At 57.7% G+C, this 15,662-nt stretch carries 13 protein-coding genes; 5 read left to right on the top strand and 8 right to left on the bottom strand.

The window, feature by feature from the left end; all coding sequences use genetic code 11:
• Positions 1 to 2: 2 nt before the first annotated feature.
• From yidD to rpmH, 3 genes are read right to left on the bottom strand one after another with little or no spacing between them, the layout of a single operon-like run.
• Positions 3 to 248 (bottom strand): membrane protein insertion efficiency factor YidD, encoded by a 246-nt coding sequence (gene yidD / locus QF045_RS02935; protein ID WP_010207715.1) that lies wholly within the window; start codon positions 246 to 248, stop codon positions 3 to 5.
• Complete coding sequence (rnpA, locus tag QF045_RS02940; RefSeq protein ID WP_372240907.1) at positions 241 to 648, bottom strand: ribonuclease P protein component; 408 nt, start codon at positions 646 to 648, stop codon at positions 241 to 243. The genes yidD and rnpA overlap by 8 nt, the downstream gene beginning before the upstream one ends.
• A gap of 13 nt (positions 649 to 661) precedes the next feature.
• Positions 662 to 796, bottom strand: a complete 135-nt coding sequence (gene rpmH, locus QF045_RS02945; protein WP_003213577.1) for a 50S ribosomal protein L34 — start codon at positions 794 to 796, stop codon at positions 662 to 664.
• Between the two features lie 586 nt (positions 797 to 1,382).
• On the opposite strand from rpmH, the gene dnaA reads away from it, so the two are divergent.
• Genes dnaA through gyrB form a run of 4 tightly spaced genes read left to right on the top strand, consistent with a single transcriptional unit; the run spans position 1,383 to position 7,576 of the window.
• Positions 1,383 to 2,888: a chromosomal replication initiator protein DnaA gene (dnaA, locus tag QF045_RS02950; protein ID WP_306490984.1), complete on the top strand. Its 1,506-nt coding sequence runs from the start codon at positions 1,383 to 1,385 to the stop codon at positions 2,886 to 2,888.
• 38 nt (positions 2,889 to 2,926) lie between these two features.
• Positions 2,927 to 4,030, top strand: coding sequence for a DNA polymerase III subunit beta (gene dnaN / locus QF045_RS02955; protein ID WP_306490985.1), 1,104 nt, complete (start codon positions 2,927 to 2,929; stop codon positions 4,028 to 4,030).
• Between the two features lie 20 nt (positions 4,031 to 4,050).
• Positions 4,051 to 5,154, top strand: a complete 1,104-nt coding sequence (gene recF / locus QF045_RS02960) for a DNA replication/repair protein RecF (RefSeq protein WP_101265038.1) — start codon at positions 4,051 to 4,053, stop codon at positions 5,152 to 5,154.
• Positions 5,155 to 5,158: 4 nt separating this feature from the next.
• Entirely contained in the window at positions 5,159 to 7,576 is a 2,418-nt protein-coding gene (gene gyrB / locus QF045_RS02965) for a DNA topoisomerase (ATP-hydrolyzing) subunit B (RefSeq protein WP_124384433.1), read from the top strand.
• A gap of 102 nt (positions 7,577 to 7,678) precedes the next feature.
• Here gyrB and QF045_RS02970 read toward each other — a convergent pair whose 3' ends face one another.
• Complete coding sequence (locus QF045_RS02970; protein ID WP_306490986.1) at positions 7,679 to 8,401, bottom strand: response regulator transcription factor; 723 nt, start codon at positions 8,399 to 8,401, stop codon at positions 7,679 to 7,681.
• A 373-nt stretch (positions 8,402 to 8,774) separates the two neighbouring features.
• Here QF045_RS02970 and QF045_RS02975 point away from each other — a divergent pair, with 373 nt between their 5' ends.
• Entirely contained in the window at positions 8,775 to 11,051 is a 2,277-nt protein-coding gene (locus QF045_RS02975; RefSeq protein WP_306490987.1) for a CHASE2 domain-containing protein, read from the top strand.
• Positions 11,052 to 11,232: 181 nt separating this feature from the next.
• Here QF045_RS02975 and QF045_RS02980 read toward each other — a convergent pair whose 3' ends face one another.
• From QF045_RS02980 to glyQ, 4 genes are all read right to left on the bottom strand, one after another.
• The gene (locus QF045_RS02980; RefSeq protein ID WP_306490988.1) at positions 11,233 to 12,003 is read right to left on the bottom strand and encodes a 1-acyl-sn-glycerol-3-phosphate acyltransferase; all 771 of its coding nucleotides are present in this window, start codon (positions 12,001 to 12,003) and stop codon (positions 11,233 to 11,235) included.
• 82 nt (positions 12,004 to 12,085) lie between these two features.
• The gene (gmhB, locus tag QF045_RS02985; protein WP_306494846.1) at positions 12,086 to 12,625 is read right to left on the bottom strand and encodes a D-glycero-beta-D-manno-heptose 1,7-bisphosphate 7-phosphatase; all 540 of its coding nucleotides are present in this window, start codon (positions 12,623 to 12,625) and stop codon (positions 12,086 to 12,088) included.
• A complete protein-coding gene (gene glyS, locus QF045_RS02990) occupies positions 12,625 to 14,679 on the bottom strand; it encodes a glycine--tRNA ligase subunit beta (RefSeq protein ID WP_306490989.1) in 2,055 nt (684 codons plus the stop codon). The genes gmhB and glyS overlap by 1 nt, the downstream gene beginning before the upstream one ends.
• Positions 14,676 to 15,629, bottom strand: coding sequence for a glycine--tRNA ligase subunit alpha (gene glyQ, locus QF045_RS02995; protein WP_003187265.1), 954 nt, complete (start codon positions 15,627 to 15,629; stop codon positions 14,676 to 14,678). The genes glyS and glyQ overlap by 4 nt, the downstream gene beginning before the upstream one ends.
• Positions 15,630 to 15,662: the final 33 nt, after the last annotated feature.

Raw genomic sequence — 15,662 nt, forward strand, 5'->3', positions numbered from 1 at the left:
GATTACTCGGCCATCGAAGAAGAACGGGAGGTAGGGATAGGCGGAACCGGGTCATAACCACCGGGATTCCACGGATGACAGCGACCTAAACGACGAAAGGTCAGCCAGCCACCGCGCAGAAGACCATGATTTTCTATGGCCTCTAACGCGTAGCAGGAACAACTGGGGTAGAAGCGACAGTGGCTGGCCATCAGAGGACTAATGGCATAGCGATAAAACTGGATCGGAACGAGGGCCAGTTTACGCATCGGTACTGTCTACCCCTACAGTTTCGGTGCTGACTGCTGGTGCTGGTTTGTGGGTACGCGCCAGACGTTTCCAGAGCTTGCCGAAATGCTGAATCAATTCGGGGTTTTCTACATCCCCCAAGCCTTTGCGCGCGACGATAACAATATCCCAACCAACCAGAGTTTCCTGGTGGAGGCGAAACGATTCGCGCATCAGACGCTTGAGGCGATTGCGCTCAACGGAGAGCTTTACGCTCTTCTTGCCGATCACCAACCCGAGACGGGGGTGATCAAGATCGTTGTTACGCGCAAGGAGCAGGAGATTTTTCCCCGGAACCTTGCCGGTGGGGGAGTCAAAGACTGCCTTGAAGTGCCGGGGGGTTAGCAGACGCTTTTCCCGACTGAAGTCCTGACTCACCACCAGTACCGGATTATCAAACTGCCAGACGCGCACGACCTTTGGCGCGGCGACGCGACAGGACAGCACGGCCGTTCTTGGTAGCCATGCGAGCACGGAAGCCGTGAGTACGGGCGCGTTTGATGGTGCTTGGTTGGAAAGTACGTTTCATGGCGTTGTTACCTGGTTCGTCCACAACGGGCCGGAATGGCCCCCGTTTTAAGAGACCGGCGATTCTAGAGAAAGCAAGCCTCTAGGTCAATTTCCAACCAGCTTTTCCTTGAATTAGATCTGTTGAGGCCACGCTACCCTTTTCTGCTCGCCTGCCGCTCATGAGCAATGCCATAGATATAGAAATAAAGAAGGAAGGTATTTAAAGCTTTTCTGTAAAGCTTATAAAAGCTAGAGAGCCATTAATCTGTGGATAACTGCCTTCAGGCCATATACTTCAAGCTGTACAGAGGATGACAACACGGGGGAGAAACGGTGCTCTGCCTGTGCTGCGCTATCGGATAAGCTGTGTGTGGAATGGGTTGTTATCCACAGGCCAGTTACCCACAGACTTTCACCCCCAGTTGTGCAACGAGCTTACGCGTGGTTATCCACAGAGCTTACCCACTGACCACTGGTCGTCTTTTTTGCGGTTAAGACGTTGATTTTGGCTGCTCTGTGAGCAACCTACATGTGGATAAGTGGGCGGCTGATCGCTACAATGGCGGCTGTTTTTGCCTCACCGGCTTTCAACTTAGGGGATATCCGTGTCAGTGGAACTTTGGCAGCAGTGCGTGGAGCTTTTGCGCGATGAGCTGCCTGCCCAGCAATTCAACACCTGGATCCGTCCGCTACAGGTCGAAGCCGAAGGCGACGAGTTGCGTGTCTACGCGCCCAATCGTTTTGTTCTGGACTGGGTCAACGAGAAGTACCTGAGCCGCGTTCTCGAATTGCTCGACGAACATGGCAACGGCATCGCGCCCGTGCTCTCCTTATTAATAGGCAGCAAACGCAGCTCAGCGCCTCGCGCCGCTCCGAATGCGCCATTGGCTGCCGCTGCATCGCAGTCCCAGCCTGCACCAGTGGCTGCCGCTCCCGCAGCGACGCCCGCCAAATCCTCTGCGCATAAAAACTCAGCGCAGAACGAGGAGCCGTCGCGCGACAGTTTCGATCCCATGGCCGGTGCCAGTTCTCAGCAGGCGCCCGTGCGTGCCGAACAGCGTACGGTGCAGGTCGAAGGTGCGCTCAAGCACACCAGCTACTTGAACCGCACCTTTACCTTCGAGAATTTCGTAGAGGGTAAGTCCAACCAACTGGCCCGTGCGGCCGCCTGGCAAGTGGCCGACAACCCCAAGCACGGTTACAACCCACTGTTCCTTTATGGCGGGGTTGGCTTGGGTAAAACCCACTTGATGCACGCTGTGGGTAACCATCTATTAAAGAAGAACCCGAATGCCAAGGTGGTCTACCTGCACTCGGAGCGCTTCGTCGCCGACATGGTCAAAGCCCTGCAACTCAACGCTATCAACGAGTTCAAGCGTTTCTATCGCTCCGTTGACGCGTTGCTGATCGATGACATTCAATTTTTTGCGCGCAAGGAACGTTCCCAGGAAGAGTTTTTCCACACGTTCAACGCCCTGCTTGAAGGCGGCCAGCAGGTCATCTTGACCAGTGACCGTTATCCAAAAGAGATCGAAGGCCTTGAAGAGCGCCTGAAGTCGCGATTCGGCTGGGGTTTGACCGTTGCCGTAGAGCCACCTGAGCTGGAGACCCGCGTCGCGATCCTGATGAAAAAGGCCGACCAGGCCAAGGTCGATCTGCCCCACGATGCCGCATTCTTTATCGCTCAACGCATCCGTTCCAACGTGCGTGAACTGGAAGGCGCACTCAAGCGAGTCATCGCGCACTCGCACTTCATGGGGCGCGACATCACCATCGAGCTGATTCGTGAATCGCTGAAAGACTTGCTGGCGCTGCAGGACAAACTGGTGAGTGTGGATAACATCCAGCGCACCGTTGCCGAGTACTACAAGATCAAGATTTCCGACCTGCTGTCCAAGCGCCGTTCGCGTTCGGTAGCGCGTCCGCGTCAGGTGGCCATGGCCCTGTCCAAGGAACTGACCAACCACAGCCTGCCGGAAATCGGCGATGTGTTTGGTGGTCGCGACCACACCACGGTTTTGCACGCGTGCCGCAAGATCAACGAACTTAAGGAATCCGACGCGGATATTCGCGAGGACTACAAGAACCTGCTGCGTACACTGACTACGTAATGACACCAGCGCAGCTTATTAAGGCAAGGGACTAGACCATGCATTTCACCATTCAACGCGAAGCCCTGTTGAAACCCCTGCAACTGGTCGCAGGCGTCGTCGAGCGCCGACAGACCTTGCCGGTGCTTTCCAACGTATTACTGGTGGTCGAAGGCCAGCAGTTGTCCTTGACCGGTACCGACCTGGAAGTCGAGCTGGTTGGCCGCGTGCAGCTCGAAGAACCCGCCGAACCCGGCGAGATCACCGTGCCGGCGCGCAAGCTGATGGATATCTGCAAAAGCTTGCCGAACGACGCGCTGATCGACATCAAGGTCGACGAATCGAAACTGGTCGTCAAAGCCGGTCGCAGCCGTTTCACCCTGTCCACGTTGCCAGCCAACGATTTCCCGACGGTGGAAGAAGGCCCGGGTTCGCTGACCTGCAGCCTGGAGCAGAGCAAACTGCGTCGTTTGATCGAGCGCACCAGCTTCGCCATGGCTCAGCAGGACGTGCGCTACTACCTTAACGGCATGCTGCTGGAAGTGTCCGAAGGCATCATCCGCGCGGTTGCGACTGACGGCCACCGTTTGGCGATGTGTTCGATGCGCGCCGATATCGGCCAGCCGGATCGTCACCAGGTCATCGTGCCGCGTAAAGGCATCCTCGAATTGGCGCGCTTGCTCACCGAGCCAGATGGCAACGTCAGCATCGTTCTGGGCCAGCACCACATCCGCGCGACGACCGGCGAGTTCACCTTCACTTCCAAGCTGGTCGACGGCAAGTTCCCGGACTACGAGCGTGTGTTGCCTAAAGGCGGCGACAAGCTCGTACTCGGCGATCGTCAGGCGCTGCGTGAAGCGTTCAGCCGTACTGCCATTCTCTCCAACGAGAAGTACCGGGGTATTCGTCTGCAATTGGCCAACGGTCAGTTGAAGATCCAAGCCAACAACCCGGAACAGGAAGAAGCGGAAGAAGAAGTTGGCGTTGACTACAACGGCGGTTCGCTGGAAATCGGCTTCAACGTGAGCTACCTGCTGGACGTGCTGGGCGTGATGACCACCGAACAGGTTCGCCTGATTCTGTCGGACTCCAATAGCAGCGCGCTGGTACAAGAATCCGATAACGACGACTCGGCTTACGTTGTTATGCCGATGCGCCTGTAATCATGCTCAGCAGAAGCTAGATGTCCCTCAGTCGCGTCTCGGTCACCGCGGTGCGCAATCTGCACCCGGTGACCTTCTCCCCTTCCCCTCGTATCAACATTCTCCATGGCGCCAACGGCAGTGGCAAAACCAGCGTGCTGGAAGCCATCCATCTGCTGGGGCTGGCCCGTTCATTTCGCAGTGCGCGCCTGTTACCGGTGATTCAATACGAGCAACTGGCGTGCACAGTATTTGGCCAAGTTGAATTGGCTGAAGGTGGGCATAGCGCACTGGGGATTTCACGTGATCGCGGCGGGGAGTTTCAAATTCGCATTGATGGGCAGAATGCGCGCAGTGCGGCGCAATTGGCGGAAATTCTGCCATTGCAGTTGATCAACCCCGACAGCTTTCGCCTGTTGGAAGGCGCGCCGAAAATCCGCAGGCAATTCCTCGACTGGGGAGTGTTCCACGTGGAACCGCGTTTCATGGCCACTTGGCAGCGCCTGCAGAAGGCCCTGCGGCAGCGGAACTCGTGGCTGCGGCATGGTACACTTGACGCCGCTTCACAAGCGGCGTGGGACCGGGAACTGTGCCTGGCCAGCGACGAAATAGATGAATACCGCCGTGCCTATATCAAAGCCTTGAAACCAGTCTTTGAGCAGACCTTGAGCGAGTTGTTGGACCTCGAGGGGCTGACGCTGAGTTATTACCGTGGTTGGGACAAAGAACGCGAGCTGAGTGCAGTGCTTGCGACGTCCCTGCAGCGTGATCAGCAAATTGGCCATACCCAGGCCGGACCCCAACGCGCTGATTTGCGCCTTCGATTAGGCGCTCATAATGCTGCGGATATCCTGTCCCGCGGTCAGCAAAAGTTGGTGGTGTGTGCATTGCGTATTGCACAAGGGCACCTGGTTAGCCAGGCGCGACGCGGCCAATGTATTTATCTGGTGGATGATTTGCCGTCCGAACTCGACGAGCAACACCGCCGCGCGCTATGCCGCTTATTGGAAGACTTACGCTGCCAAGTGTTTATCACCTGTGTAGACCACGAATTATTGAGGGAAGGCTGGCAGACGGAAACGCCAGTCGCTTTGTTCCACGTGGAACAAGGCCGTATCACCCAGACCCACGACCATCGGGAGTGAAGGCATGAGCGAAGAAAACACGTACGACTCGACCAGCATTAAAGTGCTGAAAGGTTTGGATGCCGTACGCAAACGTCCCGGTATGTACATTGGCGACACCGATGATGGTAGCGGTCTGCACCACATGGTCTTCGAGGTGGTCGATAACTCCATCGACGAAGCTCTGGCCGGTCACTGCGACGACATCAGCATCATCATTCACCCGGACGAATCCATTACCGTGCGCGATAACGGCCGCGGTATTCCGGTCGATGTGCACAAAGAAGAAGGCGTCTCGGCGGCAGAGGTCATCATGACCGTGCTCCACGCCGGCGGTAAGTTCGACGACAACTCTTATAAAGTTTCCGGCGGTTTGCACGGCGTAGGTGTCTCGGTAGTGAACGCTCTGTCCGAAGAGCTGGTGCTGACCGTACGCCGCAGCGGAAAAATCTGGGAACAGACTTATGTCCACGGTGTGCCACAGGAACCGATGAAGATCGTCGGTGAGAGCGAAACCACCGGCACCCAGATCCACTTCAAGCCCTCGGCTGAAACCTTCAAGAACATCCACTTCAGCTGGGACATCCTGGCCAAGCGGATCCGTGAACTGTCGTTCCTCAACTCTGGTGTCGGCATCGTCCTCAAGGATGAGCGCAGCGCCAAGGAAGAGCTGTTCAAGTACGAAGGCGGCCTGCGTGCGTTCGTTGAATACTTGAACACCAACAAGACTGCGGTCAACCAGGTGTTCCACTTCAACATCCAACGTGAAGACGGCATCGGCGTGGAGATCGCCCTGCAGTGGAACGACAGCTTCAACGAGAACCTGTTGTGCTTCACCAACAACATTCCGCAGCGCGATGGCGGTACTCACCTGGTGGGTTTCCGTTCCGCACTGACGCGTAACCTGAACACCTACATCGAAGCCGAAGGCTTGGCGAAGAAGCACAAGGTCGCCACCACCGGTGATGATGCCCGTGAAGGCCTGACTGCGATTATTTCGGTCAAGGTTCCGGATCCCAAGTTCAGCTCGCAGACCAAAGACAAGCTGGTGTCTTCCGAAGTGAAGACTGCGGTGGAACAGGAGATGGGCAAATACTTCTCCGACTTCCTGCTGGAGAACCCGAACGAAGCCAAGCTGGTTGTCGGTAAAATGATCGATGCCGCACGTGCCCGTGAAGCGGCGCGCAAAGCCCGTGAAATGACTCGCCGTAAAGGCGCGCTGGACATCGCCGGCCTGCCAGGCAAATTGGCTGACTGCCAGGAGAAGGACCCTGCCCTCTCCGAACTGTACTTGGTGGAAGGTGACTCTGCTGGCGGTTCCGCCAAGCAGGGTCGCAACCGCCGTACCCAGGCTATCCTGCCGTTGAAGGGTAAGATCCTCAACGTCGAGAAAGCGCGCTTCGACAAGATGATTTCCTCACAGGAAGTCGGCACCTTGATCACGGCACTGGGCTGCGGTATTGGCCGTGACGAGTACAACATCGACAAACTGCGTTATCACAACATCATCATCATGACCGATGCTGACGTCGACGGTTCGCACATCCGTACCCTGCTGCTGACGTTCTTCTTCCGTCAGTTGCCTGAACTGATTGAGCGCGGCTACATCTACATCGCCCAGCCGCCGTTGTACAAAGTGAAAAAGGGGAAGCAAGAGCAGTACATCAAAGACGACGACGCCATGGAAGAGTACATGACGCAGTCGGCCCTGGAAGATGCCAGCCTGCACTTGAACGACGAAGCTCCAGGTATCTCCGGTGAGGCGTTGGAGCGCTTGGTTAACGACTTCCGCATGGTCATGAAAACGCTCAAGCGTTTGTCGCGCCTGTACCCTCAGGAGCTGACCGAGCACTTCATCTACCTGCCGGCCGTGAGCCTGGAGCAACTGGGCGATCACGCCGCCATGCAGGATTGGCTGGCCCAGTACGAAGTGCGTCTGCGCACGGTGGAGAAGTCTGGCCTGGTGTACAAAGCCAGCCTGCGCGAAGACCGTGAACGTAACGTTTGGCTGCCGGAGGTTGAACTGATCTCCCACGGCTTGTCGAACTACGTCACCTTCAACCGCGACTTCTTCGGTAGCAACGACTACAAGACGGTCGTCACCCTCGGCGCGCAATTGAGCACACTGCTGGATGACGGCGCTTATATTCAGCGTGGCGAACGCAAGAAGCAGGTCAAAGAGTTCAAGGAAGCCCTGGACTGGTTGATGGCTGAAAGCACCAAGCGTCACACCATTCAGCGATACAAAGGTCTGGGTGAAATGAACCCGGATCAGCTGTGGGAAACCACGATGGATCCGGCGCAACGTCGCATGCTGCGCGTCACCATCGAAGACGCTATTGGCGCGGACCAGATCTTCAACACCCTGATGGGTGATGCGGTCGAGCCTCGTCGTGACTTCATTGAGAGCAACGCGTTGGCGGTTTCTAACCTGGATTTCTGATCAGGTACTCGGCAAAAACAAAAGGCCAACGCTAAGCGTTGGCCTTTTTTATGGATGTTTGCTCAGCATTTTATAAATGCTCCACGTGGAACATATCCTTTTTCAGCTCTCAGCCGACGCTGCCACACTCTCCAATCGATACCCGTACCCATAAATCGTCAGCAACTGCCATCCTCGATCCGCCGTCAGCCCGAGCTTGTTACGCAATCTGTAGATATGGGTATCCAACGGCCGAGACGAGACCATTTCCTCATGGCTCCAAAACCGCTCGTACAGATATTCGCGAGACAGCGGACGGGCGAGGTTGGCAAACAAGCAGCTGGCCAAGCGGTATTCGCGTTCGGTGAGGTTGATCGGTTTGCCGGCGCGTGTGACCGTCAGCTCGGCATCATCGAAGGTCAGATCATTGAAGCTTTGGAGTTCATTAGTGGCGGACTTTTGCAGTCCATGCCTGCGCAGGACTGCGGTTACGCGAGCTTTGAGTTCGTTAGGGCGAAAGGGTTTGCTGACGTAATCATCCGCTCCACTGTTGAGCGCCATGACGATATCGCTCTCGGCATCGCGGCTGGTGAGCATGATCACGGCGGGCGGTGACTCCATGTGCTCACGTGTCCAGCGCAACAACGCAATTCCGGTGATATCCGGGAGTTGCCAGTCGAGGATCAACAAATCGAAGGTTTCACGGCGCAGTTGGCGTAGCAGGTCTTCCCCGCGCTCGAAGCAATGCAGAGACCAGGACTGCTCCGAGGTGCTGGGAATTTGTCGCAGTGTCTGTTCCACCCGCCTCAACTCAGCGGGCTCGTCATCCAGTATTGCGACACGCATGAGTGGGTCCTTCCTGCAAAAATACGGCAGCTTAATCAGAGGCACACTGTGCAAGCACAAATAATAGCCTCTGAATCTGAATAATTATGGTGGGATACAACGAGGCTCAAATCTCTCGGTACGCTGATATCAAAGGCCAGTAACCTATCGATACTTCTCGCCCCCTAGAGGAAAGATACCGGCTCCTGCTTATGAGGAAAAGGATCGATGTACGGTATTGTGGCCGCTTGGTCGTCCACTAAGACCGAAATAAGCTTCACTGGTTGCAACACCTCTGATGCGTTTCATCGTGGCCACCTGGAGGGAGACCGGGGCTTATGACACTTTCATCTGACGATCATTGCTGCTTTTTCAGGCCTGTGGCGGTGGCCCTGTGAAACTATGGGGCGAGGCTGAAAAGCGCCAGCCCACCCGGGCGCAGCTGCTGTTTCACGGGCTAGTGCGGGAATGGCTGTTGATCGGCTTGGTTTTGTTGCCTTTTACGGCCTACCTGTCCTTGAGTCCGGGCCTGGCGTTGAACAACCCACTTTATGACAGCCTGCGCCAATGGGCACCGTTACCCGTAGACCCACGCATTGTGCTGGTGACCATTGACGCGCCAAGCCTGGAAGAACTCGGCCCATGGCCCTGGCCTCGCAGTGTGCATGCAGACTTGATCGAACGCCTGAGCGCTGCCCAGCCTGCTGGCATCTTGTTCGATGTGATCTTCAGTGAGCCCAGCGAAGGCGTGGGTGATCACCGATTGGCCGAGGCCGTGTGCAGGGCGGGCAATGTGGTATTGCCCATCGTGACTGATAGCAGCGTGGGGTCGAGGCAGATTGGAGAGTCATTGTCGCCCTTGCTCAAGTGCGCCAAGGGCATCGGGCATATCAACGTCGAATCGGATAACGATGGTGTCGTGCGCAGTCTCTATCTGCGTGAAGGCCCACCGGGAAGCACACTTCCGCAATTGGCCTGGCTGGCATTCGCGTTGAATGGGGAAACATCGGGAATGCCGGGTACGCCCCAAGAGCCCCGAAGTCACCAATGGCATCAGGAGCACGAAATTCGCGTCCCTTTCACCTCTACGGATGATCGCTTTGCGAGTGTGTCCTATGCCAGCGTACTGCGTGGCGAGGTGTCCTCCGAATGGTTACGCGGGCGCCTGATTCTGGTCGGCGCCACCGCCTACGGAATGGGCGAAAGTTTCGTTACGCCGCTCTCCTCTACCGGATCGACGGCGGGCGTCGAGATCCTAGCCAACGTGCTCAACGGCCTACTGCAAGGTCGCAGCATTGTTGACCTGCCGGGTTGGCTGGCGGCGCTGATGGCGACGTCACTGGTGGCGTTGTTGCTGGGCCTGCTGCTGTATCGCCCGCGTTATGCGTTATGGATGACGCTTGGCGGCATGGCTACATCGTTAATGATTTCGTGGGCGCTGCTGAGCTTTGGACACTGGTGGTCGCCGGCGGCCTGTCTGATTGGGTTATTGCTCAGTTACCTGATATGGAACTGGCGGCGCTTGAGTGTGATCCTCGCCTACTTCGGCTGGGAACTGGCTCGGCTGGATAATGAACCCAAAGTCTTGCCAGAGCGCCGCCGCGCACCCGCAAGCAAAGGCGATGTGCTCCAAGGGCGTATCTTCGCCCTGGAGCAGGCAGTCAGCCGCACGCGGGATACCCGGCGCTTTATGGCCGATGGTTTGGAATGCCTGCCGGTAGCGACGCTGATTACCGATCCACAGGGCCGTATCCTGTTGGCCAATCGCGTCGCCCGTGATGTATTCGGCAATGATCTGGTCAGCGAAAACTTCATCGAACAACTCGCCGACCTGGGGTATCCCCCGTTGAATAACGGCATTCGCCCTGCCCTCTCGGAGTTGGAATTAGTCGAGTTCCGTGACATCCACCAGCGCAGTCTGCGAATGGAGCTCGCGCCCTTGCTTCCGGCGGAAGGTGACTTCGCGCTCGGTTGGCTGCTGAGCCTCACGGACCTAAGCAAGGAGCGTGAAGCCCAGCAGCACCGCGAAACCATGCTGCGCTTTCTGTCTCATGACTTGCGAGCACCGCATTCGGCAATTCTCGCTCTGTTGGACGTGCATGGCAGCGAATCGCCAGTCTTTGCCCAGATAGAACAGCAGGTCCGACGCGCTTTGAGCCTCACTGAGTCCTTCGTGCAATTGGCCAAGGCCGAGGCTGACGGTTATCACTTCCAGCCCACCCTGTTCGCCATGCTCGTGATGGATGCTTTCGACCAAGTGGCGGTCATCGCCCAATTAAAGAACATTCACCTGGTTCACGACCTGGATGAAGCAGACGAAGGCATGGTGTATGCCGATCAATCGCTGCTTACCCGTGCGCTCTTCAATGTGCTGGAAAATGCGATCAAATATTCGCCGCCCGATACCACCGTCACGTTAAGCCACGGCAGCGCGCAAGGATGGCTGGAATGCCGCATCAGCGACCAGGGGCCGGGGATTGCGCCTGATGATCTGCCGGAGCTGTTCAACCAATATCGGCGCTTCGATTCGGCGCAGGGCAGTGACGGCCTAGGGTTGGGCCTGACGATGGTAAAGGCCGTCGTAGAACGCCACCGCGGGCGTGTTATCTGTGAAAGTCAGCTGGGCACGGGCTCGACGTTCATCCTGCATTTGCCCCAGTTGGAGGATTGAAAAGCGGGCTTTTCGGCTGTGCATAAAAAACCGGTCTCAAGGACCGGTTTTTTTATGCCATAAAAACTTATGCACGTTTTTCGAGATTTTATGAGCTTCAGAAATATGCAATTAAATCAGAGAGTTATGACCGTAAACGGACAATTCGCCAACAAACCGTGCACAGGTTATCCACAGAAGCTCAAATCTCCGGCGTCTCGACTACCACAGGCTCCGGCGGCAATGAACCCATGGCCCTTTGCTGCGCTTCATTCCATGCAGCGGCACGGTCATTCAATGCGGCAATGGCACGTGGGCCCTCGCCTTCTGCATACATCGGCTCGCCGATCACTACGGTAATGGTGCCTGCACGTTTCGCCCAGCCGGTCTTCGGCCAGTACTTGCCGGCGTTATGGGCAATTGGCAACACCGGCAGGTTGGCGTTGACCGCCAACGCAGTACCACCGCGTGAGAACTTGCCTACGGTGCCAAACGGCACGCGCGTACCTTCTGGGAAGATCAGCACCCAAACGCCATCTTTAAGCAGCTCGTCGCCCTTCTTCGCGACATGCTTGAGCGCCGCCTTCGGATTGTCACGGTCGATCGCGATCGGACGCAGCATCGCCATCGCCCAGCCGAAGAACGGCACGTACAGCAGCTCACGCTTGAGCACCTGGCTCAGGGGCGAAAAGTACGCCGAGAGAAAGAACGTTTCCCAGGTGCTCTGGTGGTTCGACAGAATCACACAGGGCCGGTCCGGGACGTTTTCGGCGCCCTTGACCTCGAAACGGATGTCCAGGAATACCTTGGACAGCCACAACGCGCAGCGGCACCAATACACATTGATGAAGCGATAGCGCGCCTTGAAGGGCAGGAAAGGTGCAATAAAAAAGCTCAGGGTGCACCAGAGAAACGAACTGGTGCCCAGCAGCAGGTAAAAGAAAAAGGTTCTGATGGCCTGCAAGATCGACATGGCGGCATTTACCGTTGCGGGACACGGCCCGCCTGTTAAAAGCGCACTCCCGAACAATCCTTGGTCAGGAAGTCGAGGGCGGCTAGTTGTTAATAAGTTCTGCGGCAACCGCCGCCAGATCGTCAAAAATCAAAGTGCCTACCGGCAGGTTTTTCGCCTGGGTCTTTTCGCCTTTCCCGGTTTTTACCAAAACTGGCTGAGAGTCGACGGCCTTGGCCGCCTCCAGGTCACCGAGACTGTCCCCGACGAACCATATCCCAGCCAAGGGCACCTTGTAATGTTCTGCAATAGTTTTCAACATGCCGGGCTTGGGTTTGCGGCAATCGCAGCCCTCATCCGGCCCGTGGGGGCAGTAGACCACCAGCCCCACGTCGCCGCCCTGCTCCGCCACCAGCGTGCGCAAGCGCGCGTGCATGGCGTCCAGCGTAGCGATGTCGTAATAACCGCGGGCGATGCCGGACTGGTTAGTGGCAATTGCCACGGTCCAGCCGGCTTTACTCAACTGCGCGATGGCCTCGATCGAACCGGGCAATGGAATCCATTCCGCCACCGACTTGATGTAAGCGTCGGAGTCGTAATTGATCACCCCGTCCCGATCGAGAATCAGCAGTTTCAACATGATCAGCCCAGTACGGAAATGTCAGCGATATTGATGAACAGCCCACGCAGACGCGCCAGCATGGCGTAGCGGTTTTTGCGCACGCCGGCATCCTCGGCATTGATCATCACCGCTTCGAAGAACGCATCCACCGGCTCACGCAGCGACGCCAGGCGCGCCAAGGCTTGCGCGTAGTTACGCTCGGCGATCAGCGGTTTCACGGCGTTTTCGGCCTTGGCGATGGCCGAATTCAGCGAGAACTCCTTGGCGTCGGCAAACAGGCCTGGGTCGACTTCGGCAGTGCCGAGGTTGTCGGCCTTGCTCAGCAGGTTCGATACACGCTTGTTCACGGCGGCCAATGCATCGGCTTCCGGCAGCTTGCGGAACGCCTGTACGGCTTGTACGCGTTGATCGAAGTCCAGCGCCGAACCCGGTTGCAGCGCACGAACCGACAGGTAGACGGAAACGTCCACGCCTTCGTCTTCGTAACGTGCACGCAGGCGGTCGAACACGAACTCCAGCACTTGCTCGGCCAGGCCGGCTTGCTTGACCTTGCTGCCGAACTGGCCGACTGCGAACACCACGGCCTGGGTCAGGTCGAGGTCCAGCTTCTTGTCGATCAGGATGCGCAGCACGCCCAAGGCCGCACGGCGCAGGGCATACGGGTCTTTGCTGCCGGTGGGCAGCATGCCGATACCGAAGATACCTACCAGCGTGTCCAGCTTGTCGGCGATGGCGACGGCCGCACCGGTCAGGGTGCCTGGCAGTTCGGCACCGGCGCCACGTGGCATGTACTGCTCGTTCAGCGCCAGGGCCACATCGTTCGGCTCGCCGTCGTTGAGGGCGTAGTAGTAACCGGCCACGCCTTGCATCTCAGGGAACTCGCCAACCATCTCGGTGGCCAGGTCGCACTTGGACAGCAGGCCCGCACGGGCGGCCCAGGCAGCGTCGCCGCCAATGCGTGGCGCAATGTAGGCCGCCAGCTTGGAAACGCGCACGGCCTTGTCGTAGACGCTGCCGAGTTTTTCCTGGAACACCACGTTCTGCAGGCGCAGGTTGAAGTCTTCGAGCTTCTGCTTCTTGTCTTGCTTGAAGAAGAACTCCGCGTCGGTCAGGCGTGGGCGCACGACTTTTTCGTTACCCGCGATGATCTGCTGCGGGTCCTTGCTTTCGATGTTGGCCACGGTGATAAAGCGCGGCAGCAACTTGCCGTCCACGTCCAGCAGGCAGAAGTACTTCTGGTTGTCCTGCATGGTGGTGATCAGCGCTTCTTGCGGCACATCCAGGAAGCGCTCTTCGAACGAGCACACCAGCGGCACAGGCCATTCAACCAGGGCGGTCACTTCGTCGAGCAGACTTGGCGGCACGATGGCGGTGCCTTCCTGCAGGCGCGCCAGCTCTTCGGTGCGCTTGCTGATCAGCTCGCGACGTTCATTGGCATCGGCCAGAACATAGGCGGCGCGCAGGTCATCGAGGTAGTTGGCCGGCGAGGTGATGCGCACGCTCTCTGGATGATGGAAGCGGTGACCACGCGAGTCACGGCCGGCCTTCTGGGCGAGGATGGTGCAATCGATGACTTGGTCACCGAGCAGCATCACCAGCCATTGGGTCGGACGTACGAACTCTTCCTTGCGTGCACCCCAGCGCATGCGCTTGGGGATTGGCAGGTCGTTCAAGGAATCTTCGACGATGGTCGGCAGCAGGCTGGCCGTTGGCTTGCCGGGAATGACCTGGCTGAAACGCAGTTTCGGGCCGCTCTGGTCAATTTCGCTCAGCTCGACGCCGCACTTCTTGGCGAAGCCCAGTGCCGCTTGAGTGGGATTGCCTTCGGCGTCGAACGCGGCCTGACGCGGCGGGCCGTCGAGGTTGATGTTGCGGTCCGGCTGCTGGGTTTCCAGCGCCGTGAGCAATACCGCCAGGCGGCGCGGCGCGGCATAGACCTTCTTTGCGGCGAACTTCAGGCCGGCGCTCTGCAGGCCTTTTTCGATACCGGCCAGGAAGGCATCGGCCAGGGTGTTCAGTGCCTTGGGTGGCAGCTCTTCGGTGCCCAGTTCAACCAGGAAATCTTGAGCACTCATTGTGCAGCCTCCAGCTTAGCCAACACTTCATCACGCAAATCCGGGGTTGCCATCGGGAAGCCCAGCTTGGCGCGAGCCAGCAGGTAGGCTTGGGCGACGGAACGCGCCAGGGTGCGTACACGCAGGATGTATTGCTGGCGCGCGGTCACCGAGATAGCACGGCGCGCATCCAGCAGGTTGAAGGTATGGGAGGCCTTCAACACCATTTCATAGCTCGGCAACGGCAGCGGCTGGTCGAGTTCGATCAGGCGCTTGGCTTCGCTTTCATAGAAGTCGAACAGTTCGAACAGCTTGTCGACGTTGGCGTGTTCGAAGTTGTAGGTCGATTGCTCCACTTCGTTCTGGTGGAACACATCGCCGTAGGTGACTTTACCGAACGGGCCGTCAGCCCATACCAGGTCGTAGACCGAGTCCACGCCCTGCAGGTACATGGCCAGGCGCTCGAGGCCGTAGGTGATTTCGCCGGTCACCGGGTAGCACTCGATGCCGCCCGCTTGTTGGAAGTAAGTGAACTGCGTCACTTCCATGCCATTGAGCCAGACTTCCCAGCCCAGGCCCCACGCGCCAAGAGTCGGCGACTCCCAGTTGTCTTCGACGAAACGGATGTCGTGGACCAGCGGGTCCAGGCCGACATGTTTCAGCGAGCCCAGGTACAGTTCCTGGAAGTTGTCCGGGTTGGGCTTTAATACCACCTGGAACTGGTAGTAGTGCTGCAGACGGTTCGGGTTCTCGCCGTAGCGGCCGTCAGTCGGGCGACGACTGGGCTGCACATAAGCGGCGTTCCAGGTTTCCGGGCCGATGGCCCGCAGGAATGTAGCGGTGTGGAAAGTGCCGGCGCCTACTTCCATATCGTAGGGCTGAAGTACCACACAACCTTGCTCGGCCCAGTATTGCTGGAGGGCGAGGATCAAGTCTTGGAAGGTACGCACGGCTGGCGTAGGCTGGCTCACGAAATTCACCTGTTACTTGGGCTGCGATTTAAA

The organism is Pseudomonas sp. W4I3 (genome assembly GCF_030816195.1).
GTDB lineage: Bacteria > Pseudomonadota > Gammaproteobacteria > Pseudomonadales > Pseudomonadaceae > Aquipseudomonas.

Coding starts and splice junctions, on each gene's coding strand:
- recF (WP_101265038.1), top strand. CDS start 4,051: ATGTCCCTCAGTCGCGTCTCGGTCACCGCGGTGCGCAATCTGCACCCG.
- glyS (WP_306490989.1), bottom strand. CDS start 14,679: ATGAGTGCTCAAGATTTCCTGGTTGAACTGGGCACCGAAGAGCTGCCA.
- gyrB (WP_124384433.1), top strand. CDS start 5,159: ATGAGCGAAGAAAACACGTACGACTCGACCAGCATTAAAGTGCTGAAA.
- QF045_RS02980 (WP_306490988.1), bottom strand. CDS start 12,003: ATGTCGATCTTGCAGGCCATCAGAACCTTTTTCTTTTACCTGCTGCTG.
- QF045_RS02970 (WP_306490986.1), bottom strand. CDS start 8,401: ATGCGTGTCGCAATACTGGATGACGAGCCCGCTGAGTTGAGGCGGGTG.
- dnaN (WP_306490985.1), top strand. CDS start 2,927: ATGCATTTCACCATTCAACGCGAAGCCCTGTTGAAACCCCTGCAACTG.
- yidD (WP_010207715.1), bottom strand. CDS start 248: ATGCGTAAACTGGCCCTCGTTCCGATCCAGTTTTATCGCTATGCCATT.
- rpmH (WP_003213577.1), bottom strand. CDS start 796: ATGAAACGTACTTTCCAACCAAGCACCATCAAACGCGCCCGTACTCAC.